The organism is Dactylosporangium sp. NPDC051087, from assembly GCF_055586325.1.
Window position 1 is genome coordinate 232,296 of record NZ_JBVJIJ010000001.1, and the last position, 22,248, is coordinate 254,543.

Annotated in this window: 26 protein-coding genes; 20 read left to right on the forward strand and 6 right to left on the reverse strand. The window is 70.4% G+C overall.

The genetic code is table 11. The features are described 5' to 3' along the window. Positions 1-122: 122 nt before the first annotated feature. The 8 genes from ACZ6TV_RS01050 (at position 123) to ACZ6TV_RS01085 (ending at position 8,485) form a co-directional block, all read left to right on the forward strand. Positions 123-1,094 carry an NAD-dependent epimerase/dehydratase family protein gene (locus tag ACZ6TV_RS01050; RefSeq protein WP_465293981.1) on the forward strand — a complete coding sequence of 324 codons (972 nt, stop codon included), beginning with the start codon at positions 123-125 and terminating at the stop codon, positions 1,092-1,094. A 71-nt stretch (positions 1,095-1,165) separates the two neighbouring features. Continuing rightward, the gene (locus tag ACZ6TV_RS01055) at positions 1,166-2,431 is read left to right on the forward strand and encodes an LCP family protein (RefSeq protein WP_465293983.1); all 1,266 of its coding nucleotides are present in this window, start codon (positions 1,166-1,168) and stop codon (positions 2,429-2,431) included. Positions 2,432-2,566: 135 nt separating this feature from the next. Beyond that, a complete protein-coding gene (locus ACZ6TV_RS01060) occupies positions 2,567-4,126 on the forward strand; it encodes an LCP family protein (RefSeq protein ID WP_465293985.1) in 1,560 nt (519 codons plus the stop codon). A 20-nt stretch (positions 4,127-4,146) separates the two neighbouring features. After that, the gene (locus ACZ6TV_RS01065) at positions 4,147-4,485 is read left to right on the forward strand and encodes a rhodanese-like domain-containing protein (RefSeq protein WP_465293987.1); all 339 of its coding nucleotides are present in this window, start codon (positions 4,147-4,149) and stop codon (positions 4,483-4,485) included. A gap of 10 nt (positions 4,486-4,495) precedes the next feature. Then, positions 4,496-5,305: a glycerophosphodiester phosphodiesterase gene (locus ACZ6TV_RS01070; protein WP_465293989.1), complete on the forward strand. Its 810-nt coding sequence runs from the start codon at positions 4,496-4,498 to the stop codon at positions 5,303-5,305. 128 nt (positions 5,306-5,433) lie between these two features. After that, a complete protein-coding gene (locus tag ACZ6TV_RS01075) occupies positions 5,434-6,924 on the forward strand; it encodes a sensor histidine kinase (RefSeq protein ID WP_465293991.1) in 1,491 nt (496 codons plus the stop codon). A gap of 4 nt (positions 6,925-6,928) precedes the next feature. Next, on the forward strand, positions 6,929-7,354 hold the full coding sequence (locus ACZ6TV_RS01080) for an ATP-binding protein (protein ID WP_465293993.1): 426 nt from the start codon (positions 6,929-6,931) through the stop codon (positions 7,352-7,354). 240 nt (positions 7,355-7,594) lie between these two features. Beyond that, complete coding sequence (locus ACZ6TV_RS01085; protein WP_465293995.1) at positions 7,595-8,485, forward strand: DUF5926 family protein; 891 nt, start codon at positions 7,595-7,597, stop codon at positions 8,483-8,485. 18 nt (positions 8,486-8,503) lie between these two features. Here the strand turns inward: ACZ6TV_RS01085 and ACZ6TV_RS01090 are convergent, their stop codons facing one another. Beyond that, positions 8,504-9,688, reverse strand: coding sequence for an arginine deiminase (locus tag ACZ6TV_RS01090; RefSeq protein WP_465294874.1), 1,185 nt, complete (start codon positions 9,686-9,688; stop codon positions 8,504-8,506). 374 nt (positions 9,689-10,062) lie between these two features. On the opposite strand from ACZ6TV_RS01090, the gene ACZ6TV_RS01095 reads away from it, so the two are divergent. The 5 genes from ACZ6TV_RS01095 (at position 10,063) to pheA (ending at position 13,227) form a co-directional block, all read left to right on the forward strand. Beyond that, on the forward strand, positions 10,063-10,593 hold the full coding sequence (locus ACZ6TV_RS01095) for a hypothetical protein (protein WP_465293997.1): 531 nt from the start codon (positions 10,063-10,065) through the stop codon (positions 10,591-10,593). Positions 10,594-10,726: 133 nt separating this feature from the next. Then, the gene (locus ACZ6TV_RS01100; protein WP_465293999.1) at positions 10,727-11,182 is read left to right on the forward strand and encodes a hypothetical protein; all 456 of its coding nucleotides are present in this window, start codon (positions 10,727-10,729) and stop codon (positions 11,180-11,182) included. A 96-nt stretch (positions 11,183-11,278) separates the two neighbouring features. Further along, positions 11,279-11,683, forward strand: a complete 405-nt coding sequence (locus tag ACZ6TV_RS01105; RefSeq protein ID WP_465294001.1) for an ACT domain-containing protein — start codon at positions 11,279-11,281, stop codon at positions 11,681-11,683. Positions 11,684-11,716: 33 nt separating this feature from the next. Next, positions 11,717-12,235 carry a hypothetical protein gene (locus tag ACZ6TV_RS01110; RefSeq protein WP_465294003.1) on the forward strand — a complete coding sequence of 173 codons (519 nt, stop codon included), beginning with the start codon at positions 11,717-11,719 and terminating at the stop codon, positions 12,233-12,235. 53 nt (positions 12,236-12,288) lie between these two features. Next, positions 12,289-13,227, forward strand: a complete 939-nt coding sequence (pheA, locus tag ACZ6TV_RS01115; RefSeq protein ID WP_465294005.1) for a prephenate dehydratase — start codon at positions 12,289-12,291, stop codon at positions 13,225-13,227. A 54-nt stretch (positions 13,228-13,281) separates the two neighbouring features. Here pheA and ACZ6TV_RS01120 read toward each other — a convergent pair whose 3' ends face one another. From ACZ6TV_RS01120 to ACZ6TV_RS01135, 4 genes are read right to left on the reverse strand one after another with little or no spacing between them, the layout of a single operon-like run. Further along, positions 13,282-13,989 (reverse strand): AIM24 family protein, encoded by a 708-nt coding sequence (locus tag ACZ6TV_RS01120; RefSeq protein ID WP_465294007.1) that lies wholly within the window; start codon positions 13,987-13,989, stop codon positions 13,282-13,284. 58 nt (positions 13,990-14,047) lie between these two features. Beyond that, positions 14,048-14,779 (reverse strand): AIM24 family protein, encoded by a 732-nt coding sequence (locus ACZ6TV_RS01125; RefSeq protein ID WP_465294009.1) that lies wholly within the window; start codon positions 14,777-14,779, stop codon positions 14,048-14,050. Between the two features lie 11 nt (positions 14,780-14,790). Next, positions 14,791-15,138: a metallopeptidase family protein gene (locus tag ACZ6TV_RS01130; protein WP_465294876.1), complete on the reverse strand. Its 348-nt coding sequence runs from the start codon at positions 15,136-15,138 to the stop codon at positions 14,791-14,793. 50 nt (positions 15,139-15,188) lie between these two features. After that, a complete protein-coding gene (locus ACZ6TV_RS01135) occupies positions 15,189-15,614 on the reverse strand; it encodes an OsmC family protein (protein WP_465294011.1) in 426 nt (141 codons plus the stop codon). Here ACZ6TV_RS01135 and ACZ6TV_RS01140 point away from each other — a divergent pair. The 5 genes from ACZ6TV_RS01140 (at position 15,613) to ACZ6TV_RS01160 (ending at position 19,125) form a co-directional block, all read left to right on the forward strand. Next, positions 15,613-16,173, forward strand: coding sequence for a hypothetical protein (locus tag ACZ6TV_RS01140; RefSeq protein WP_465294013.1), 561 nt, complete (start codon positions 15,613-15,615; stop codon positions 16,171-16,173). The genes ACZ6TV_RS01135 and ACZ6TV_RS01140 overlap by 2 nt on opposite strands. Then, positions 16,166-16,783 (forward strand): NADPH-dependent F420 reductase, encoded by a 618-nt coding sequence (locus ACZ6TV_RS01145; RefSeq protein ID WP_465294878.1) that lies wholly within the window; start codon positions 16,166-16,168, stop codon positions 16,781-16,783. Before ACZ6TV_RS01140 ends, ACZ6TV_RS01145 begins: the two co-directional genes overlap by 8 nt. Before the next feature lie 15 nt (positions 16,784-16,798). Further along, entirely contained in the window at positions 16,799-17,392 is a 594-nt protein-coding gene (locus ACZ6TV_RS01150; protein ID WP_465294015.1) for a hypothetical protein, read from the forward strand. A gap of 108 nt (positions 17,393-17,500) precedes the next feature. Next, on the forward strand, positions 17,501-18,316 hold the full coding sequence (locus ACZ6TV_RS01155) for an HAD family hydrolase (RefSeq protein ID WP_465294017.1): 816 nt from the start codon (positions 17,501-17,503) through the stop codon (positions 18,314-18,316). After that, positions 18,313-19,125 (forward strand): HAD family hydrolase, encoded by an 813-nt coding sequence (locus tag ACZ6TV_RS01160; protein WP_465294019.1) that lies wholly within the window; start codon positions 18,313-18,315, stop codon positions 19,123-19,125. The genes ACZ6TV_RS01155 and ACZ6TV_RS01160 overlap by 4 nt, the downstream gene beginning before the upstream one ends. Before the next feature lie 55 nt (positions 19,126-19,180). Here the strand turns inward: ACZ6TV_RS01160 and ACZ6TV_RS01165 are convergent, their stop codons facing one another. After that, complete coding sequence (locus ACZ6TV_RS01165; protein ID WP_465294021.1) at positions 19,181-19,708, reverse strand: bacterial proteasome activator family protein; 528 nt, start codon at positions 19,706-19,708, stop codon at positions 19,181-19,183. An 82-nt stretch (positions 19,709-19,790) separates the two neighbouring features. Between ACZ6TV_RS01165 and ACZ6TV_RS01170 the strand changes: the two genes are divergently transcribed. Both ACZ6TV_RS01170 and ACZ6TV_RS01175 read left to right on the forward strand, forming a co-directional pair. Beyond that, positions 19,791-20,609: an alpha/beta hydrolase family protein gene (locus ACZ6TV_RS01170; RefSeq protein ID WP_465294023.1), complete on the forward strand. Its 819-nt coding sequence runs from the start codon at positions 19,791-19,793 to the stop codon at positions 20,607-20,609. A gap of 81 nt (positions 20,610-20,690) precedes the next feature. Then, positions 20,691-21,899 carry an ABC transporter substrate-binding protein gene (locus ACZ6TV_RS01175; RefSeq protein ID WP_465294025.1) on the forward strand — a complete coding sequence of 403 codons (1,209 nt, stop codon included), beginning with the start codon at positions 20,691-20,693 and terminating at the stop codon, positions 21,897-21,899. The last annotated feature ends 349 nt before the right edge of the window (positions 21,900-22,248 follow it).

Below are 22,248 nucleotides of genomic sequence, written 5' to 3' on the forward strand. Positions count from 1 at the left end.
TACCCCTTCCCCCCCTCCCCCCCCCCCCTCCCCCCCCCCCCCCCCCCCCCCCCCCCCCCCCCCCCCCCCCCCCCCCCCCCCCCCCCCCCCCCCCCCCCCCCCACTGCCGCTAGGCTGGTCCCATGGTCGAAGTTGCGCAGCGTTACGGCGAAGGACACCGGATTCTGCTGACCGGTGGTGCCGGGTTCGTCGGGTCCCACCTCGCCGACGCCCTGATCGCCCGCGGCGCGCAGGTTGTCGTTATCGACAACTTCGTCACGGGCAGTAAGGACAACGTCGCGCACCTGGTCGACCACCCTCGATTCACGTTGGTCGAGGCCGACGTCAGCGAGCCGCTGCCGACCGTCGAAGCCCTCGCCGCCAGGTTCGACGCGATCATGCACTTCGCGTCGCCGGCCAGCCCCACCGACTTCGAGCTGCTGCCCGTCGAGATCCTCCGGGTCGGCTCACTCGCCACACTCCAGCTGCTCGAGCGCGCCGTCGCCGACCGCGCCCGCTTCGTGATGGCGTCCACCTCCGAGGCCTATGGCGACCCGCTGGTCCACCCGCAACCGGAGACGTATTGGGGCAACGTCAACCCGATCGGCATCCGCAGCGTGTATGACGAGGCGAAGCGCTTCTCCGAGGCGGCCACCATGGGCTACCACCGCGGTCGTGGCGTCGACGTCGGCATCGTGCGGATCTTCAACACCTACGGCGAGCGCATGCGCCCCGACGACGGCCGGGCCATCCCCACCTTCATCTCCCAGGCGCTGCGCGGCGAGCCGATCACCGTCCACGGCTCCGGCACTCAGACCCGGTCCATCTGCCACGTGTCCGACCTGGTCCGCGGCATCCTGCTCCTGCTCGACTCCGGCGAGACCGGCCCGATCAACTGCGGCACCGAGCACGAGATGACCATGCTCGAGCTCGCCGACACGATCGTGCGGCTATCCGACAGCACGTCGACCGTGTCGCTGCTGCCCCGCACCGCCGACGACCCCGAGCGCCGCCGCCCCGACCTGACCAAGGCCCGTGAGCTGCTCGGATACGAGCCGACCGTCGGCCCGGACGAAGGCCTGCGCCGCACCCTGGACTATTTCCGCGCAAGGTGACACTCCCAGCTTCGTGCCGCGCCCGCCCGGGTTACGTGGCGTAGCGGCGCGGGGTTCGTATCGTGGGTTTCATGTCCACCACGCCTGCCTCCAACGGCTCGTCGGGTCGCGCCTCGGTGCCCAACGCCCTCCCGCCCAGCGCGGGAGCTCGTGCGCGCGTCTCCGGCGCCTCCACACCGACCAGCCCGGCGAGGCCAGGCGTCTATGGCTCCGCCCGTCCCGCGACCGGCTCGGGTGGCGGTGGTGGCGGCGTCGTGCCGCCGCGCCGTCCGGGCGGCAACGAATACCCAGGCCGCCGAAAGATCCGTCCCCGGTGGGGGCGGATCGCGCTCGTCGCCGGCGCCGCGATCGTCGTCCTCGCGCTCCTCGCGGGTGTCGGCGCCTACAGCTACTACCGCTACGTCGACGCGGGCCTGCAGCGCGACGACCCGTTCGGTGAGATCACCGGCGGCCGGCCGGCGAAGGTCGCCGACGGCGCGCTCAACATGCTGCTGCTCGGCAGCGACTCCCGCGACCCCGACAACGGGGGCAAGGCGGGCGAGTGGCGCACCGACACCATGATCATGCTGCACATCCCGGCCAGCCACGACAAGGCGTACCTGGTCTCCATGCCCCGCGACCTGTACGTCTACATCCCCAAGAGCAAGACGACGCCCTACGGCGACACCAAGGCCAAGCTCAACGCGTCCTTCTCCTGGGGTGGCAGCGCGCTGACCGTGCAGACGATCGAGAAGTACAGCAACGTCCGCATGGACCACGTGCTGCTCATCGACTTCGGCGGCTTCAAGCAGGTCATCGACGCCCTCGGCGGCATCGACATGAACATCGAGCAGGACATCACCTCCATCCACCCGCCGAAGCGCAAGTTCAAGAAGGGCATGAACCACCTCAACGGTGACGAGGCCCTCGACTACGCCCGGCAGCGCTATCAGTTCCCCGACGGCGACTTCGCCCGGATGCGGCACCAGCAGCAGATGATGAAGGCGATCCTCGACAAGGCCGTCAGCTCGGGCACCGTGAGCAGCCCGACCAAGCTCAACGCGTTCCTCAAGGCGATCACCAAGGCGATGACCGTCGACAAGGACTTCTCGCTCGCCGACATGGCGCTGCAGTTCCGCAACCTGCGCAGCGACGACCTGACGTTCCTCGTCAGCCCGCACGACGGCAGCAAGAAGATCAACGGCGAGGACGTCGTCGTGCCGAACGAGGCCAAGGCCGAGGCGCTGTACACCGCGATGCGCACCGACAAGATGGAGGAGTGGGCGGCGACGAACGCGCCGAAGCCCGCCGCGAGCGGGTCGCCGCAGCCGTCGTCGAAGTCGACCACTAAGAAGTGATAATTCCGGCATCCCGGGCATGTCTCCCCACCTGAGGGGTTGCATGCCCGGGCTGTCGTATAGATCTCATTGCACAAGTCACTCTTGACCGAGTAGAAAACGCCTGATTGGTGGCAACTCTTCGGATCTTGTGCAGTGACGCTGGTCGGCACGATCCCCGCCGCGAACGTAGACTCGGATAGATCCCCGCCGCAGCGCGGGCACGTAGTCGGGGGCCACATGCAGCAGGACCAGGATCCGCCGGTGAGTCGTTCGGCGGACAGCCCTGAAGAGACGCCACCCGCTCCGGCAGGTGCGGTCGAGGCGTCGCCCGGCGCCGATGCCAGCACGCCGGATATTTCGGACTCGTCCGGCGAGCCCGCTGCCAAGTCTTCAACCCCATCTTCACCCTCGGAAGACCCGGCCGCCGCCGATTCCGCAGAATCGTCCGCCTCGACCTCCGACGCGCCGGCCGCCGCAGCCGAAGAGGCCGCGGACGCCACCGCCGACGCGGACGCCACCGCCAATGCCGACGCGGATGACGACGCCGATGCCGATGCCGATGCGGAAGCCGCCACCGCCGCAGGCGGCGCGCGACCGCTCACCCGGCGGCAGAAGCGCAAGGCCCGCAAAGCCGCCCTGCCGGGCCGTGACCCCGTCTGGGCCAAGCTCCTCGTCGTCGTCGGCGCGTTCCTCGTCGTCGTCTCCGCCACCGCCGTCACCGGCTCGCAGGTGCTCGCCAACCGCTACAGCAACAGCGTGAACCAGGAAAACCTGCTCGGCTCCAACGCCCGCGTCGGCAACGACGACAAGAAGGAAGAGCGCCGCAGCAGCATCACCGGCCCGCTCAACTTCCTGCTCCTCGGCTCCGACCTGCGGGCCAAGGACCCCGAAGACGGCCAGCGCTCCGACTCGATCATCATCGTGCACATCCCGGTCAGCCTCGACCGGGCATACCTGCTGTCGATCCCCCGCGACCTGCGGGTGAAGATCCCCGCGTTCGAGCCCACCGGGTTCCGCGGCAGCAGCCACGAGAAGATCAACGGCGCGTTCCAGCACGGTGGCGGCGGCGCCGGCGGCGTCCAGCTCCTCGCCGAAACCCTCACCGAACTGCTCGGCATCCACTTCGACGGCGCCGCGATCGTCAACTTCGACGGCTTCAAAGCCGCGGTCGACATCCTCGGCGGCGTCGACATGTGCATCGACCAGAAGGTCACGTCGATCCACCTCGGCTACGACGACAAGGGCAACTACCTGTCGCCCGAGCACGGTGGCCGCCCCGCCGTGTACGAACCCGGCTGCCACCACCTCGAGTCCTGGCAGGCCCTCGACCTCGTCCGGCAGCGCAAGAGCCTCGCCAACGGCGACTTCGACCGGCAGAAGAACCAGCAGAAGTTCATCCGCGCCATCCTCACCAAGGCGCAGCAGCAGAACCTCACCACCAACCCGATCGCGCTCGACAAGCTCATCCGGGCCCTCGGCGGCGCCCTCACCGTCGACACCAACGGCGTCGCGCTCGAAGAGCTCATGTTCGGCCTGCGCAACGTCCGCCCCAGCGGCCTCGTCGGACTGACCGTGCCGTCCGAGACGCAGGACATCAGCGGCATCTCGTACGTCATCGCCCTCGAAGAAGCGAAGGCGCTGTACACCGCGATGCTCAACGACACGCTCGACGCGTGGGCCGTGGAGAACCCCACCTGGGTCAACCCCATCTGAGGCTCTTATAGGCTGGACCGGTGTTCAGGGGATCCGCTGTCCCGACCGTCACGGTCGACGAGGTCGCTGCCGACGCCTACCTTCTCGACGTCCGCGAGGACGACGAGTGGGTGGCAGGTCACGCGCCTGAAGCCAACCACATGCCGATGATGCAGATCCCGTCGCGGATCGACGAGATCCCCACCGACCGCGACGTCATCGTCGTCTGCCGCGTCGGCGGCCGCTCCGCTCAGGTGGTCGCATACCTGCAGCAGCAGGGCCTCACCCGCACCATCAACCTCGACGGCGGCATGTCGGACTGGGCGGTCGCCGGCCGGCCCATGGTGAGCGAGGACGGCGGTGCACCGAGGGTCGCCTGAGCGGCCCTGGGTGTTCGCGCACAGGGGCTCGTCGTATCGACACGCCGAGCACACCCTCGACGCCTATCTCCTCGCCATCGAGGAAGGCGCCGACGGCCTTGAATGCGACGTCCGGCTGACCCGCGACGGCCACCTCGTCTGCCTGCACGACTCCCGCATCGACCGCACCAGCGACGGGCGCGGCCGGGTCAGCGTGCAGACCCTCGCCGACCTCGACCGCTTCGACTTCGGCTCCTGGCGCACCGACCTGCCCGAAACCGCGGACGAGCTCATCACCAGCCGCAAACTCGCCGACGACCGGTGGCGCGGCCAGGTCCTCACCCTCGACCGGCTCCTCGGCCTCGCCGTCGACGCCGGTCGGCCCATGCGGCTGCTCATCGAGACCAAACACCCCACCCGCTACGGCGCCGCCGTGGAAACCGCGCTCCTCACCCTGCTGCGCCGGTACGGGCTGGACCGCCCCAACGACGGCCAACCCGTGCACGTCACGATGATGTCGTTCTCCGCCAACGCCGTCCGCCGCGTCCGCCAGCTCGCTCCGGCGCTCCCCACCGTCATGCTGATCGACGTCTGGTCGGTCCCCAGCCGCATCGGCTGGCTCCCGCCGGGCAGCAGCATCGGCGGACCCGGCGTGTCTCTCCTCCGGGCATCCCCCGAGCTCGTCGAGCGCCTCCACCGCCGCGGATTCCCCGTGTACGTGTGGACCGTCAACGAACCCCACGACATCGACCTCGTCGTGAAACTGAAGGTCGACGGCATCATCTCGGACCGGCCCGCATTCGTGATCGAACGCCTCCAGGAGCTTGGCCTGCGCGACTGACCGCCACCCGGCTGCCCGCCGGCGTCTGCGGAATCCGTCGTCGCACCCACCCACCCCGGCGGAATCCCACGTGGAGAACTTTCGTCAATGCCCTTTTAAAGCCGTGCGTGGGGAGGCAGACTCGCAGCATGGTCGATGCTCGGGGTCCGGTCGACGCCACCGCCGTGTTCGGCGGCCTGGCCGAGATCGCCGAGCAGCTCGCGACCGGTGCCGGCGGTCTGCCCGCGCTCCAGCGCACCGTCGACGTCACCGTCGAAGCGACCGCCGCGGCCGGCGCCGCATTCATCGAATACAGCCACGACAGCGGCCGGGTCGTCGCAGCCGCCGCCGCCCTCGACTGGTCACTCGGCCGGCCTGTCGACCTCATCCACCCGACACTGCGGGGGCTGCTGCAGTACGGCACCAGGGTCCGCGAGTTCCCGGTCAGCCTGCTCGGCACGGTCGGCGGCGAACACCTCCGCGGCCGCGGCCTCACCCGCTTCGTCGCCGCCGAGGTCAACGCCGGCAAAACCGCGGTCGGCGTGCTCGTCGGCGGCTACCCCGACGCCGACGGCACCGCAGGCGCCGACGAGCGGGCCGCTCTCGGCTTCCTCGCCGGTCTCATCGGCCTGCAGTACACCTTGGGCCGCGGACTGCCGATCCACGCCGGCGGGCCCGCGCTCGACCCCGTCGCGGTGCCGTTCGCCGTGCTCGACGCCGACCATGTCGTGCGCACCTGGAACCCGGCCGCGGCCCTGCTCACCGCGCGCTCACCCGAGTCGGCGATCGGCGCGCCGTGGCCGTTTCCGCTGCCGACCGGCGCGGAGACCGTCGAACACCAGATGGCCTGCGGCACATGGATCCAGATCCGGGCCGCCGCGATGCCCCCCACCACCGACATCGGCGTGTCGTTCCACGCCCGCGGTGACCGGTCCGCCGACGGCCGCGACCTGTTCATCGCGCTCACCGGGCACGAGCTGCGCACCCCGATCACCGTCATCCGGGGGTATGCCGACACCCTCGTCGACCACTGGGAATCCCTCGACGAAGGCTCCCGGCGCGAGGCGATCTATGTCGTCGGCCAACGCGCCCGCGAGCTCAGCCGCCTCGTCGACCGCCTCATGAACGCCGTCGGCGACGAAGCCACCCCGGGCGACGCGTCCGCGCTCCTGCCGTTCGACCTGGTCGACACCCTCACGGCGGCCGTCGGCGATCTGAGCCCCGAGCAGCGCCGCACCTTAAGTGTTTCGTTGCCGCAAACCCTCCCGAAAGCCCTGGGAGAGCGCGCCACCCTCGCTACCATCCTTGCGGAATTTGTAACGAATGCGGGTAAATACTCCCTGAATTGGGTAGACGCTGACCTGACCGCGGGTGCAGACGCGCAAACGGTCTGGTTCAGGGTCGCCGACCGGGGCATCGGCATCCGCCCGGAACACGTCGAGCGGGCGTTCGAGCGCTTCTGGCAACTGGAGACCGGCGACCAGCGCACCCGCGGCGGCGTCGGACTGGGACTGTATCTGGTGCGTAGGATCGTTGAGCGTCAACATGGATGGGTATCGTTGCGTCCACGCCACGGGGGCGGGACCGTCGCCGAGGTGCGACTGCCCCGCGCCGACGCAGATGCCCACGGGGAGGCTTGAGAGGGTGTCCACAACCGTCGCGGAACGCGCCTGGTGCGTCGTTGTCCCGCATCACGCTCGCGGTGCACACGTCGCCCGCCATCGCCTTGCCCACGAACTCGACGCCCTGGTCGCCGAGGAACGCCTCGACGACGCCGTCGCCATCGCCGCCGAGCTCGTCGGCAACGCGGTCCGCCACGCGGCGCCCCTCCCCGGTGACGTGATCAGGGTGGCCTGGCGCCTGCTCCCGGACGACACCCTGGAAATCAGGGTCACCGACGGCGGCCCGCGCTCCGGCGTCATGGACGGCAGCTCGGCGGTCGGCCCGGAGCTGCGCACCGCCGCCCCTGACGCGGTCGACGGTCGCGGCCTGACGATCGTCGCCGCTCTCGCCACCGGCTGGGGCGTCGAACGCGACGGCCTGGGGCAATGCGTCTGGGCGACCCTGTAATAGCCCCTGCGCGGCGCGCTGTCTCGGCCGGCCCTGAACGGCCGACGCGTTGGGCGCCGTTTGCAAGATCAAGGGAAGTCATTCCGAGTCGTTCGAGATTCTCGCGCTTTCGATTACCGGCTCGGAGGACCGGTGATATTCCGTATTTGTCGGATATGCGTGGCGCCGATGGGTGAGTGACGCGCCGGGTGTGGAGGGTGTTCGCCCGCAGCGTAGCGGGACCGCCTAGGCTGGGTCGCCGTGAGCAAGCGAGCGAAAACCCCCCGTGGCCGTTCCGCCGCCGAGGGTGAGAAGCGCCAGAAGGTCCGTGACGTCTACGTGGGGCGCCCGTTCGAGGGGCTGGCCGACGAGCCGGAGTGGATCGCACTGCGCGAACTGGTGCCGGCCGCCTCGGCACCACTGAAGCTGGCACCTGACCTGGCCGAGAAGTACGGCGACCGCCCGGTCATCCTCGCGACGGTCCTGCCGATGGCCTGGCCCGCGATGACCAAGCCCGACGGCCGCGTGTTCATCGGGCTGCAGCGGCACGTGCAGTCCGGGGACGTGTCCCGGGATCTCGCGGTGGCGCTGCAGTGCGCGCTGGACACCCCGACCGGGCAGACGGTCAACATCCCGGCCCTGCCGGGGATCGGGCCGCGGCTGCAGGACGTGATCGTCAACGCGCCGCTGGACGTCACGGTGCACACCGGGTTCGAGTTCTGGCTCGAGGACAACGCCACGGACGACCCCAACGTGCGGGCGTCGCTGGAGCGGGCCAACGCGAGCATCTTCCCCACGGTGCGGCTGTCGGCGGCGCCGGCGACGTACTGGTGCCGCGTCACCGACCGGTCCCACGTGCGGCTCGTCCTGGGCGACGACGAGGACCGCGCCCTGGACGCGCTGTCGCGGCTGTCGGCGGGCGGCGGGCTGCTGCTGGGCGACGGGACGAAGTTCGCCGGCATGTTCCGCGCGCACGGGCTTCTCGCCCCCGTATGGGACCTTCCGCTCGACGTCGAGGCGGAGGAGTGGGAGGCGCCGGTCGCCGAGTTCACCAAGCGCTACTCGGAGGCCCTCGCCGTCACCGAGCCGCTGACCGCCGCCGAGCGCCGCAGCAAGCAGGGCCTCCTGGGCCGTCTGCAGCCGCTCCGCTAGGAACCGACCAGGCACGAACTACACGGACGCCCGCGCGACGGGTGCGGACATGCATCGCGGACCGCCCCGGCCCGAGCCCAGCTCGGAGCCGGGGATCCGGATCACCTCGATGCCCTGCCGCTCCAGCTGGGCGTTGGTCTCCACGTTGCGCTCGTACGCCACGCAGAGCCGCGGCGCGATCGCCAGGGTGTTGTTGCCGTCGTCCCACTGCTCGCGCTCGGCGGTGACCGGGTCGAGGCCCGTGTCGATGATCCGCAGGGTGTCGATCCGCATGGCCTTCGCGGCCGCGACGATGAACGGCTCAGGCCCGGCGACCACGAGCTCGTCCAGGGCGTCCGAGGTGCCCGTCACGGTCCACGCCCGCAGGCTGCTGGCGACGTTGGGGTACATCACGACCGCGTCGACGTCGACCATCGTGCAGACGGTGTCCAGGTGCATCGTGGCCCGCTCCTGCGCGATCGGCACGACCAGGACCGTGTGGGCCAGGTCGCGTTCGAAGCAGCGCCTGGCGAGCCGCTCCGCGCCCGCCGGGCGGGTGCGCTCCCCGACGCCGACCGCGATCACGCCCGGCGCCAGCAGCAGCACGTCGCCGCCCTCCAGGTGCTCCAGGCCCGGCTCGTACACCAGCGGCACCCCGGTGAATCGAGGATGGTGCCGGTAGATCGCGTGCGTGAGGGCGGTCTCCCGGCGGCGGGCGTGCATCGCCAGGCTCGTCACCGCCACCTGCCCGCCGATCCAGACGGATGAATCGCGCGTGAAAAGCAGATTCGGCAGCGGGTCGATCACGAAGTCCGCGCGGTCCATCAGCGCGTGCACGAGGCCGTCCCCGGCCCGCAGCTCCGCCCGGGAGAGTCCGGCGACGAGCGTGGTCGCGAGCGTGGCCGGGTCGAGGACGCCGAGGTGGGCCGCGACGTGCCGGCGCAGCGTGTCGCCGAGCCGGACGTCGTCGAGGACGGCCTGCGTGAGCTCGTGGCGGGCCTCTGGCACGGCGAGGGTCTCGGCCAGCAACTCCGAAACGTAGAGAACCTCGACGCCGTGACTGCTCAGCGCGTGCGCGAACGTGTCATGCTCTTCTTGAGCGCGGCCGACCCACGGAATCCCGTCGAACAGCAGCGAGTCGTTGTTTCGCGGGGTCAGCCGGGCCAGCTCCGCGCCCGGGCGGTGCAGCAGCACCGTGCCGAGCCGTCCGACCTCGCTGTTCACGTGATGACGGCGCACCTGCTCAGCCTAACGGCTGACCCGTTATCCACCGGTTGGGCGCCATCTGCAAATTCATGACACGTCGTGAATGTGGCATTCATCCCAGTCATTCCGAGTCTTTCACCTATCCAAGTATGCTGGTTCGGCGCCTGAACACGTACGGTGTTTGAACACACACGCAACCGAGCGGCGACTTGGAGGTGTGCGAGATGACCGAACTGCTGCACCGCGGCGGGACGGGTTCGCAGCCCGAAGGGTTTGACGATCGCATCATTGTTGATGCCGGCCGGCCTTCCCCCATCGACTGGATGCGCGAGCGACGCGCTGAGCGCGGAGCCCGCAGGGAAGAGGCAGGGCACAACCGTCTGTACCGCAGGATGGGCAACCTCATCGGTCGTCTCGGCGAGGAGTGGCACGTCCTGGACCTGCGCGAGCTGGCCGAGCGCCGGTCGTTCCTCGCGGTCGGGCCGGGTGGCGTGTTCGCCGTGACGGTCAAGGACCACGGTCGCAGCCGCGTCTCCTTCGCCGGCGACATCGTCCAGATCGACGGCAAGCGCCCGAAGTATGTCGAGGAGACGCGCGCGGAGGCCAAGGCCGCCGCCGAGGCGCTGTCCCGAAGCTCCGGGGTGTCGATCCCGGTCATGCCGATCCTGGCGTTCGCCGGCACCGGCAAGATCAGCTTCTACGGGGTGCCGAAGGGCTGCCTCGTCACCGCGTATCACGAGCTGCCCCGGGTCCTGAACGCCCGCGGAATGCGGCTCGCCGCGGACACCGTCGACAAGGTGTTCTCGCTCGCGCTGCACCCGGCCACGTGGTCCTCGCAGTCCTATGCCGCGTTCGCGGACAGTTACCGCTGGTACAAGGACGGGGAGCGCGTGGGCACTGACAAGCGGGGTGACGCGGAGTAGCCTCTGCGGCGTGGAGCCGCTCGACACGAAGCGCCGGATTGAGCAATCGCTGTGCACCGATAACCCGCGCAATGATGCCATGATGAGTTCGCTGCGCGGACGCGTCCGCCGCACCGGTGCCTGAGGAGGCGCTGTGGCGCATGTCGAGCTGTCCATCTCCGACCCGCACGTTGCCCGTCCGTCAGATCCGGACCTCGCTCTGCCGCCCGAGCCGGCGGAGTCGTCGCTCGACCGCTGGGCGGCGACCGTCGCCGACGCGGCGGAGCCGAGCCTGGTGATCGACGACAAGGCGGTCATCGTCGCGGTCTCCGCGTCGTTCGAGGATCTGCTCGGGCTCACCGAGTCCGCGATCGACCGTCCCCTGGTCGACGGCGTCCTGCAGCTGCTCGACTTCGGCGACGGCGGCGCGCTGGACGCCAACGAGATCAACAAGACGCCGCCGCTGCTCGCGCTGTCCTCCGGGCGGCTCGCCCGCGGCCTGGTGCGGGTGCGCTGCGCGACCGGGGCGCGCACCTTCGACGCGATCGCCACCCCGCTGCTGCAGGACGGGCAGGTCGTCGGTTCATTGACGTTCTTCAGCACGGTCTGAAAGCTGCACCTCGGCGGCGCACCCGACCGGGGGGACGCACGTGGCTTGGCTCACGGCTCCCGCCACGCAACGCGTTCGCACCGTACGCTCCTTGTCATGCTGGACCTTGAGGTGTTGCCAGGTGACTATGCGATCGGTCGGCTCCCGGCCGGGTCGCCCCTCCCGGCGGGCCTCATCGAGGCCGCCGCGACCGGTCCCGACGTCATCTCGGTGACGTGGACGCCCGACGAGGTCTCCATCCTGTGCCCCGCCGACCGGGTGCCCGACGGCGCCGCGGTCGAGACGCCGTGGCGCTGCCTGCGCGTCGCCGGGCCGGTCCAGCTCGCCCTCACCGGCATCCTCGCCTCGATCGTGACGCCGCTTGCCGACGCCCGGGTCAACATCTTCGCTTTCTCCACCTTCGACACCGACTATGTCCTCGTGCCGGCCGTGCGGCTCGCTGAGGCCCTGGCCGCCCTCAACGCCGCCGGACATCGGGTCACCGCCTCCGACACCGTATGAACCTTCAGGGACTGACGTCCTACGATGTCCTGCATGCGCACTGCGGCCGCTGTGCTCGCCATCGTCAGCCTTGGATTCCTGCTGTCCGGCTGCACCCGCTCGCACGATGACCAAGGGCCGCTGCTGCCGACCTCGTCACCCCTGCCGGCGCGGACCCTGAGCCCGACGCCGGCCAGCACGCCCCACGTGCCGCCACCCCGCACCACCACCACCGCCGCGCCGAGCGCCGGCGGGAGTTCGAGCATGCTGCCCTTCTCCGACGCGTACGTGTCGCAGTGCAACGGCCGCCCGACCGGCGAGCAGGTCATCGCGGCGGTCCGGAAGGCACGACCCGGCCTGCCCACCGGCTCCGGCCTCACCGTGAAGACCGGGCCGCTGTGTGCGGGGGTCTGGCAGTACACCATCCTCACCGTGACGAACAGTGAGCCGCTGCAGATCATGTCGAAGGGCGCACCCGCGTCGCTGACGATCGTCACCGCCGGCACCGACCCGTGCAGCGTCGAGGTCAAGGCGACCGCGCCGCCGGCGCTGCTCAGCACGGCCGACTGCTGAGTGGCTGCCGAGTGGCTGCCGAGGTCACCGGGCAGGGCGTCTAGGCTTGGTGTATGCCTGGTGTGCCGCCGACGCGGTTTGTCTACCTGGGGCCAGAGGGCACGTTCTCGGAGCAGGCGCTCAAGACCGTCCCGGCCGCCGACCGCGGGGTGCTGACCCCGGCCCGCAGCGTCCCGGAGGCCCTCGACGCGCTGCGCGCCGGTGACGCCGACGCCGCGCTCGTCCCGCTGGAGAACTCGATCGGCGGGCAGGTCGGCGTCACGCTCGACGAGCTGGCCAACGGCGAGCCGCTGATCATCACCCGCGAGGTGGTGCTGCCGGTCCAGTTCGTCCTCGCCGCCGCGCAGGACCGGCCGCTGGACTCGGTCCGGTCGGTCGCCGCCCACCCGCAGGCCGGCGCCCAGTGCCGCAAGTGGCTGCGCGACCACGTGCCGCAGGCGACCGTCGTCGACGTGCTGTCAAACGCGACCGCCGCGATCGGCGCCGGCGCCGGTGAGTTCGACGCCGCGGTCTGCGCCGAGATCGGCGCGACCCGCTACAAGCTGCACGTCCTGGCGAAGGACATCGCCGACAACGCCGAGGCGATGACCCGCTTCGCGCTGGTGTCGCGGCCCGGCCCGCCGCCGCCGCCGACCGGCGACGACCTCACCACCCTCGCGGTCTACATCGCCCACGACCGGGTCGGCGCGCTGCTCGCCGTGCTGACCGAGCTGTCGGTCCGCGGGATCAACATGACCAGGATCGAGTCCCGGCCGACCGGCGAGCGCCTCGGCCGTTACGTGTTCTTCCTCGACTGCGGTGGCCACGTCGCCGACGCCCCTATGGGGGAGGCGCTGCAGGGCCTGCGCCGCATCTGCGCCGACGTGCGGTTCCTCGGCTCCTACCCGCGGGCGGCACACAGCGACCCGCCGGCCCGCCGGGCACCCGGCATGGCCGACGAGGACTTCACCGACGCCGCGCGGTGGCTGGCCAACCTGCGCAACGGCACCTGAGCCCACGCACGTGAAAGGGGGGACGGGCGGCGGCCCGCCCCCCTGGAAACGCGCTCAGCCGCCGAGGCTGCCGAGCAGGCCACCGCTGCTGGACTGCGCCGCGGCGGGCTTGCCCTCGCTGGGCTGGACGATGACGAAGCCCTGACCCTGCAGCATCAGCTGGAAGAGCTCACCCGAGCCGCCGCGCAGCATCGACTTGAGGCTCTGGTTCTTCTGGATGCTGGTCTGCAGGCTGCTCGACCACCCGACGACCGCGTCGGTGTCGACCAGGACCGGCGCCTGCGGGCTCACCGGGATGATGATCGGCGAGCCCTCGGTCACGATGGCGAGCTTGCCCTGACCGGTGAACACGCTGTTGAAGAGGCCGCCGCCGAACATGCCGGCACCCTTGATCATCTGGATGTCGTACCGCAACGAGGGGTCGAAGCAGAGGACGTTCTTGCCGTTGATCGACAGGGCGTCGTTCGGCTCGATGTCGAGGATGTGGCAGTCGGAGGCGGCGTCGGCGAACCACACCTCGCCCTGACCGCGCACGGCCATGAGGGACAGGCCCTCACCGGTGACCGCGCGCTTGAGGAAGTTTCCGACGCCCTGGCTCTTCACCTCGAACTGGACGTTGCCGCGGAAGGCGATCATGGCGCCCTGACGGGCCATCATCTCGCCGTTCACGGCGTACTTGACGCACTTGGAGTGCTGCAGGCTCATGCCTGCCTGGGTAGGGGGCTGGGCCATGTTCTCGGCCTTGAAGATGTCACCGCGCACGCTGCGCAGCGTAACGGGTCCGCCAAGGGCTCGCGGAGCTGCCGTTACCAAAGCGCGATCAACTGCCCAGCAGGTTGCCCAGCACCCCGCCCTGCTGCTGTTGTCCCTGGCCACCGGCGGATCCCTGCGGCGGCTCCTCCGACGGCTGGACGACCACGAAGCCCTGCCCGGCGAAGCTCATCGTGAAAGCCTCGCCGGTGCTGCGGCCCAGCAGCGTGCCGATGCCGAGCTGGTCGGCGCGGTGGTAGCCGGTCTGCAGGCCCGCCGACCAGCAGATCGCCGCCTGCGGGTCCACATACGTCGGGGCGTCGACGGTCAGCACCACGGGCGTGCCCTTCGTCGTGATCGCGAGCCGGCCCTGACCCGTGAACACGCAGTTGAACAGGCCCGCCGACGACATCACGCCGACCCCTTGGACCATTTTCACGTCGTACTGCAGCGACGAGTCGAACGCGAGCACGTTCGCGCCGTTGATGGAGATCGCGTCGCCCTGCTCCAGGTCGATGAGATGCACGTCGGAGGAGCGGTCGGCGAAGAACACGTCGCCCCGGCCGGAGACCTTCATCAGCGGGACACCCTCGCCGGTCAGCTTCGACTTGAGCCACTTGCCGACCCCGCCGGAGCCGAGCGCCTGGAACACCACCTGACCCTGGTAGGCGACCATCGTGCCGGTCCGGGCCATGATCTCGCCGTTGAGCTCGGCCTTGAGCATCTTGGAGTTCTGCAGCCGCAGTCCGGGCTGCTGCGACTCCTTCTCCATGTTCTCCTGGGCGAACAGCGCACTACGCATCAGGAAACCCCCTAGCCCCAGCCGAGCGCGTGGAGGCGCCGGTCGTCGATGCCGAAATGGTGGGCGATCTCGTGCACGACCGTGATCGCGACCTCGTCGACGACGTCATCCTCATCGTCACAGATAGCGAGGATCGGGTTGCGGTAAATCGAGATCCGGTCCGGCAGCACGCCGGAGTAGTCCCAGCCGCGCTCCGTCAGCGAGAACCCCTCATACAGCCCGAGCAGGTCCGGCTCGCCGGGCGGCGGGTCGTCGACGACCAGGATCACCACGTTGTCCATGAGGTCGAGCAGCTCCTCCGGGACCTCGTCGAGGGCGTCGCCCACGAGCTCCTCGAAGCGCTCCTTGCTCATCTGCACCGGCATGCCAAAGAGGGTCCCCCAGAACGGGGGACCCTCTCAAGAGAACTTCAGACGAGCTTGGCGTCCAGGGTGATCTCGACCGCGGCGAGCGCCTTGGAGATCGGGCAGCCGGCCTTGGCCTCGGCGGCGATCTTGTCGAACTCGGCCGCGTCGATGCCGGGGACGTCACCGCGGGTGGTCAGGTCGATCCGGGTGATGGCGAAGCCGCCGTCGACCGGGCCGAACTGCACGGCGGCGGAGGTCTCCACCGACGTGGGCGTGAAGCCGGCCTTGGCCAGGCCGTTGGAGAACGCCATCGAGTAGCAGGCCGCGTGCGCCGCCGCCACCAGCTCCTCGGGGTTGGTCCCCTCGCCGCTCTCGAAGCGCGAAGGGAAGGAGTAGGAACCCTGGAAGGAACCCGAGCCGGTCGAGACGGTGCCGCTGCCGGACTTGAGGTCGCCCTCCCAGCGGGCGGATGAAGTGCGAGTAGGCATGAACCAGACGCTAGCCCATTGCGTGTGCTCCCAGGGACGAGCTCGGCAGTTCTTGGGAGGGATCACGTTGATGCAACGCAAACTGGTGCGGATCGGTGGCCTGCTGGCCGTGATCGGCCTGCTCACCGGCATTGCCTCGATCTTCGTGCCGTGGGTGCAGCAGCTGGTGGTGACCGGGTCCGGGCGCAGGGCCCAGCAGCGGCTCGACAGCCTCACCGTCCTCAACATCAAGATGGGGCTCTGGTACGTGATTCTGCTGCTCATCCTCATCGCGGTGCTCGGCGCGGCGGTGCTGGGCGCCAACCAGGGCCGCAAGTTCGCGGGTCTCGCCGGACCGATCCTGTCGCTGGTGACCGCATCCGTCGCAGTGAGCCTTATCACTACGTTCGACGGTCAGCTCGCCGGGCCCGGCCGGATCACGGATGTCGGCACGTCAGCGGGCAGCTGGCTGGCCCTCGTGGCGATGCCGCTGCTCGGCTTCGCGTGCGGGCTGATCGCCATCGGCCGCGCGCACCGGCATGTTTCCGCGCCCGCCGGTGTTGCCGGTGAGCATGACTGATCTCAATGTGGGGGTCCTCGGCACCGGCATGGTCGGCGACGCGATCGCGACCAGGCTGGTCGAGGTGGGATACGACGTCGTCATGGGGTCCCGCGACGCGGCAAACCCGAAGGCCGTCGCCTGGGCCGGGCGGACCGGCGGCCGGGCCGGCACCTTCGCCGACGCGGCCGCGCACGGCTCACTGATCTTCAACGCCACCCCGGGCAACGCGTCGCTCGACGTGCTACGCGCCGCCGGTGACCTCACCGGCAAGGTCCTCGCCGACATCTCCAACGACCTGACGTCCGCCGCCGTCCAGCCCGTCGCGGCGGGTCTGCAGGCGGCGTTCCCGGCGCTGAAGGTCGTCAAGACGCTCAACACCGTCAACGCCGACGTCATGGTCCACCCCGACCTGCTGTCCCAGCCGCACACCATGTTCGTCGCCGGCGACGACGCGGACGCGAAAGCACTGGTCAAGGGGGTGCTGACGAAGTTCGGCTGGCCCGAGGGCGATCTGCTGGACCTCGGCGGGATCGAGAAGGCGTACGCGATGGAGCAGTACCTGCCGCTGTGGCTCGCGGTGTGGGGTGCCAAGGGCGATCTGCGGTTCAACCTCCGGATCGTTTCCTGAGCTACCCTGCGCGATATGACCGAGCCTGTTGATGCTCCTGTGGCGCAGGAGCGCGGTCCCGGCCCGGTGGCGGTCGCCATGTTCGTCATCGGGTTCGGGCTCGCCGCGGCCGCGCAGTATCTGCCCTGGGCCTCCATCGACGTAGCGGCCGGCGCGGAGGACAACCCGCTCTCCGGCGCCAACCCCAACCTGCCCTCCAGCGTCGACATCGACCTGGCCAGCCTCAACAACGGTCACGTCCTGGTCTACCTCGGCACGCTCGCGCTCGCCCTGGTCGGCGTCGGGGTGCTCGTGGTGACCCACGGCGTGGTCCGCCGGGCCGCGAGCGCCGCCGCGGTGGCGCTGCTCGCCGGCAACGCCATGATCCTGATCGGGTTGGATCGGGCGCTCGACCACCTCGGCGGCGGCCCGTACGCGGCGTATTCGCTGCCCGACGAGTCCGTGCAGGTCGGCGCCGGCTTCCCGCTGGCCATCGCCGCGACCGCGCTGCTGGCGGCCGGCGCCGTCGTCGGCGGGCTCGGACCGCTGCGGCTGGGCCGGCGGACGGCGAAGGACGAGCCCCACGACGGCACCGAGCCGCTGGAGCTCACCGTCACCCCGCTGCAGTGACGTCCTCATCAGGACGTCGTACGTTCGGTTGAGATTTACTCGCATGGTGTGACCTCAGTGGGCGGTGGAGGTACGGTTGCTCCCCCGCTGACGCGGAAGGAGCACCGAATGCGGAGTTTGCCCAAACTCATCGCGACCGACCTCGACGGCACGCTCGTGCGCAGTGACGACACCGTGAGTGCCTATACCCGTGACGTCCTCGAGCGGGTCAAGGCCGCCGGCATCCACATCGTGGGCGCCACCGGCCGCGGCCCCCGGCTGACCGAACTCATCCGCTTCGACATCCCCGCCGCCGACTTCCTCGTCATGGGCGGTGGCAGCCGGGTCCTGGACATCCGGGACACCGAGCACCCTGTCGTCCTGCGCGACGAGCGCCTCGCCGGCGACGCCCTCGCCGCCGTCCTCACCCGCCTCGAGCAGGAGCTCGGCACCCTGTCCGTGCTGATCGAAGCCGGCGACCACCACGAGGCGCCGCTGTGGGGCGACGCCGACCCGCACTGGCGCTACCCCGACGTCGTCGAGGCGCGGGTGCGCGCCGAGTGCCTCACCGGCCCCGTCCTCAAGGGCTTCGCCCGGCACCCCACCTGCGACGTCGACGAGGTCCTCGCCGTAGCGGAGCGGGTCATCCCGGCGAGCATGGCCACGATCACCCAGGCCGGCCTCGGCTACATCGAGATCTGCCCGCCCGGCGTCGACAAGGCCACCGGCCTGCGCTTCGTCGCCACGGCGCTCGGCATCGACCCCGGCGACGTCCTCGTCTTCGGCGACATGCCCAACGACTTGCCGATGTTCCGCTGGGCCGGCTTCGGCCGGGTCGCCGTCGCCAACGCCCACCCCGCATTGAAGGCCCTCGCCGACGAGACGACGCTCACCAACGACGAGGACGGGGTCGCGACCTACCTCGAAGCTATGTTGAAGCTGTGACGCAGACCCCGCGACTGGTGGCCACGGACCTCGACGGCACGCTCGTCGGCCGGGACCGCACGGTCAGCCCCCGCACGGTCGAGGTGCTCCGGCGCCTCGACGCCGCGGGGGTCGTGATCGTGCTGGTCACCGGCCGGCCGATCCGCTGGCTGCACCCGGTGTACGAGCAGCTGACCGTCCGCCCGATCGCCATCTGCGCGAACGGGGCGGCGACCTACGACCCGCGGACCGACACGATCGTCCACAGCACCCCGATCGACGCGGCCGTGCTCGCCGAGGCCTGCGAGCGCCTGCGCGCCGCGGTGCCCGGCGTGGTCTTCGCGGTCGAACGCGACGGCGGCCGGCAGATGCGGCACGAGGAGGCGTTCCCCGTCGGGCCGTGGGAGGTCGACCACGAGTCCGTCGGCCCCGTGTCGTATGAGGAGCTGGTGACCCGACCCGCAGCGAAGCTCCTGGTCAGGGCCGGGGTCCAGCAGTCCGACGAGTTCACCGCAGTGGTCGGCAAGTGCCTCGACGGGCTGGCCGAGGCGACGAACTCCTCCTCCAGCGGCATGGTGGAGGTCTCCGCCGTCGGCGTGACCAAGGCGACGGCCCTCGCCAGGGTCGCCGGTGAGCACTCGGTCACCGCGCCGGAGGTGGTCGCCTTCGGCGACATGCCCAACGACCTGGCCATGCTCACCTGGGCGGGCCGCGGCGTCGCCATGGCGAACGGCCACCCGGCCGTCCTGGCCGCCGCGCACGACGTCACCTCGGCGACCAACGAGGACGACGGGGTCGCGGCCTACCTGGAGATCCTCTACCGCCACTGACCGTCACGGCAACGACGACGGGCGGCCACCCGGCCGCCCGTGTCTTCGCTTCCCTTTACAGGTATTGACCGGTGCCCGTGGGGGTCGGCTGGGGACCCTGGCCGGGAGCGCCGCCGGGCAGTGCCGGGCGGCCACGCATCTGCTCGAGCTGGACGCGAGCGGCCATCTGCTGGGCGACCAGCGCCGCCTGGATGCCGTGGAACAGGCCCTCGAGCCATCCGACCAGCTGTGCCTGGGCGATGCGCAGCTCGGCCTCGCTCGGCGTGGAGCCGTCGTCGAAGGGCAGGGACAGCCGCTCCAGCTCGTCGCGCAGCTCAGGGGCCAGGCCGTCCTCGAGCTCCAGGATCGAGCGGCGGTGGATCTCCTTGAGCCGGCTGCGCCCCGCCTCGTCGAGCGGGGCGGCGCGGACCTCCTCGAGCAGCTGCTTGATCATGCTGCCGATGCGCATGACCTTGGCGGGTTGCTCGATCAGCTTGCTCGGGTCCTCCCCACCTTCCTCGTCACTGGACATGGTGCCGAGCGGACGTCCGTCGGGTCCGACCACCAGCACGGTGCGCGACTCGTCCTGCGCCTCATCTGCCATGGTTCCTAGTCTTGCCTACCCGTCGTCCGGACTACCACAAAGGGCCCTGTTGCCACGCTTCGTGACGCGCTAACCTCGCCCCGTGACGAGTGATCCCCGCGACGTGCTCAGCCGCCCAGCCCGGCCCGCGGACTTCACGCTGCGGTATGGCGAACACCCCGACCAGCTGGCCGACGTCCGGCTCGCGGCCGTGCCCCACGCACCACTGGTGCTCTTCATCCACGGTGGGTTCTGGCGCAGCGAGTGGGACCGCGCGCACACCGCACCGCTCGCCGCGGACCTCGCCGAGCGGGGCTACGCGGTCGCGACGATCGAGTTCCGCCGCACCGGCCGGCCCGGCGGCGGCTGGCCCGGCACGTTCTCCGACGTGGCGTCCGCCGCCGTCGCGGTGCCCGACCTGCTCGCCAAGGAGATCGCGCACCGCGGGCTGCGGCCCGTCGCGGTCGACCGGCCGATCCTCGCCGGGCACTCCGCCGGCGGGCACCTCGCGCTCTGGTACGCCGCGGTCGCCCCCGACGCCGTCGCCGGGGTCGTCGCCCTCGCCCCGGTCGCCGACCTGGCCCGCGCGCACGAGCTCGACCTCGACGACGGTGCCGTCGCCGACCTGCTCGGCGGCCCGCCCGACCAGGTGCCCGAGGCGTATACGGCGGCGGACCCGATGCGCAACCTTCCGTCGAAGGTCCGCACCGTCGTGGTGCACGGCAGCGACGACACGATCGTGCCCGTCGAGCTGTCCCGAGCCTTCTGCCGCCTGGCCCGCCGGGCCGGGGACGACACCACGCTGGTGGAGTTGGCCGGTGTGGAACACTTCGCTGTGATCGATCCGTTGTCGGCCGCCTGGCCCGCCGTCCTCGCCGCATTCGGCACGGTGACCAGGGGTGAGGCCGGCACCGCCGATTGACTGTCTGCCGCGATGGCGGTAGAACGCAGCGTGGGTGTCGAGGTTTTCTCGCCGCCGCAGGGTGCTGGGGAGGAAACGCACGTGTCCCACCTGAACCGCCGCCAGGCGCTCCGACTCTTCGCGGCCGCGGGCGTGGCAGGCGCGGCCACACCGTTACTCTCCGCATGCGGCTCCAGCGGCAGCTCCGAGAACAACGTGTCGCTGCCGACCGGGCCACCGGTCAAGATCGGCATGATCGTGCCGCTGACCGGCAGCCGCAAGGACCTCGGCAACGAGATGGACAACGGCTTCCAGCTGTATCTCAAGACGCACGACAACAAGCTCGGCAACCGCGAGGTCCAGCTGATCAAGGTCGACGAGGGCGAGACGCCCGACATCGGCAAGGCCGCCGCGGAGAAGCTGACCAAGGAGGACCGCGTCCTCGCCCTGACCGGCATCGCGTCCGCCGCGACCATGCTGGCGATCAAGGACACTGTCGAGGCCGCCGCCGTGCCGCTGGTCGGCTCCAACGCGTCGCCGGTCGCGCTGCAGAGCGCCAAATACATCTGGCGCACGTCCTTCGTCGCCAACGAGCCCGGCCAGGCCCTGGGCAAGTGGGCCGCCGACAACGCCGGCGGCTCGCTCGCCATCGTCGCCGCCGACTACCCGGGCGACGACGACGAGGTCAACGCGTTCCTCGAGGCCTTCAAGTCGGCCCAGGGCGAGGTCAACGGCAACGGCATCCGCTTCACGCAGTTCCAGCAGAAGGACTACTCGCAGGTCCTCCAGCAGGTCAAGCAGTCCGGCGCGACGGCGATGTTCGCCTTCTACGCGGGCGCGTCCGCGGTCGACTTCGTCAAGCAGTTCAAGGCCGCGAAGTTCCCCGCCGGCTTCAAGCTCATCGCGCCCGGCAGCCTCACCGAGGGCTATGTCCTCAAGCAGCAGGGCAACGACGCCCAGGGCATCTACACCGCGATGAACTACTCGCCCGACCTCGACAACGCCGCCAACCGCCGCTTCATCGCCGACTACCAGAAGGCCTACGGCTCGATCCCGTCGACCTACGCGATGGCCTCCTACGACGCCGCCGCCGTGCTCGACAAGGCGATCGGCGACGCGAGCCGGCCGTCGCTGGACTCGTTCTCCCTCAACGCCGCGATCGGCAAGCTGGGGCAGATCGACAGCCCGCGCGGCGGCTGGCAGTTCAGCCAGAACCGGACCCCGCTGCAGCGGTGGTATCTGCGCCAGGTCCGCCTCGACGGCGCCCTCCTGTCCAACGTGCTGACGGCCGAGCTGACCACGCTGGGCTAGTGCTCCCACGCCGCAACCAGGCCGGGGTCGACAAGGACCGCCGGCCTGGCGGAGGATGTGATTCCGCTCCTCGACGTCGGCAGGCAATGTGACCAACCCCGAATCGGCAGCACCGGCGCCCCCCGCCGCTCCTTCGACTGATGCTGCTTCGGAAGCAGTGGTGGTGACCGTCCCGCCGACAGTCCCGGCCCAGCCCGGCCCGCCCAGCGCCGAGACCCTGCCCGACCAGCCCGCCCCGGTTGCGGCCGCCGCTGATGTACCGTCCAGCGCCCCGCCTCCGGCAGCCACCGCCGCACCGGTCCCCGCGCCGCCCGCCGTCCCCGCGCCGCCGGCTGGTGCTTCGCCTTCC

What these genes read in the sequence shown, in the direction of transcription:
- ACZ6TV_RS01050 (WP_465293981.1), top strand. Translation starts at nt 123, where the DNA reads ATGGTCGAAGTTGCGCAGCGTTACGGCGAAGGACACCGGATTCTGCTG.
- ACZ6TV_RS01055 (WP_465293983.1), top strand. Translation starts at nt 1,166, where the DNA reads ATGTCCACCACGCCTGCCTCCAACGGCTCGTCGGGTCGCGCCTCGGTG.
- ACZ6TV_RS01075 (WP_465293991.1), top strand. Translation starts at nt 5,434, where the DNA reads ATGGTCGATGCTCGGGGTCCGGTCGACGCCACCGCCGTGTTCGGCGGC.
- ACZ6TV_RS01095 (WP_465293997.1), top strand. Translation starts at nt 10,063, where the DNA reads ATGGGCAACCTCATCGGTCGTCTCGGCGAGGAGTGGCACGTCCTGGAC.
- ACZ6TV_RS01105 (WP_465294001.1), top strand. Translation starts at nt 11,279, where the DNA reads ATGCTGGACCTTGAGGTGTTGCCAGGTGACTATGCGATCGGTCGGCTC.
- ACZ6TV_RS01110 (WP_465294003.1), top strand. Translation starts at nt 11,717, where the DNA reads ATGCGCACTGCGGCCGCTGTGCTCGCCATCGTCAGCCTTGGATTCCTG.
- pheA (WP_465294005.1), top strand. Translation starts at nt 12,289, where the DNA reads ATGCCTGGTGTGCCGCCGACGCGGTTTGTCTACCTGGGGCCAGAGGGC.
- ACZ6TV_RS01125 (WP_465294009.1), bottom strand. Translation starts at nt 14,779, where the DNA reads ATGCGTAGTGCGCTGTTCGCCCAGGAGAACATGGAGAAGGAGTCGCAG.
- ACZ6TV_RS01140 (WP_465294013.1), top strand. Translation starts at nt 15,613, where the DNA reads ATGAACCAGACGCTAGCCCATTGCGTGTGCTCCCAGGGACGAGCTCGG.
- ACZ6TV_RS01135 (WP_465294011.1), bottom strand. Translation starts at nt 15,614, where the DNA reads ATGCCTACTCGCACTTCATCCGCCCGCTGGGAGGGCGACCTCAAGTCC.
- ACZ6TV_RS01145 (WP_465294878.1), top strand. Translation starts at nt 16,166, where the DNA reads ATGACTGATCTCAATGTGGGGGTCCTCGGCACCGGCATGGTCGGCGAC.
- ACZ6TV_RS01150 (WP_465294015.1), top strand. Translation starts at nt 16,799, where the DNA reads ATGACCGAGCCTGTTGATGCTCCTGTGGCGCAGGAGCGCGGTCCCGGC.
- ACZ6TV_RS01155 (WP_465294017.1), top strand. Translation starts at nt 17,501, where the DNA reads ATGCGGAGTTTGCCCAAACTCATCGCGACCGACCTCGACGGCACGCTC.
- ACZ6TV_RS01165 (WP_465294021.1), bottom strand. Translation starts at nt 19,708, where the DNA reads ATGGCAGATGAGGCGCAGGACGAGTCGCGCACCGTGCTGGTGGTCGGA.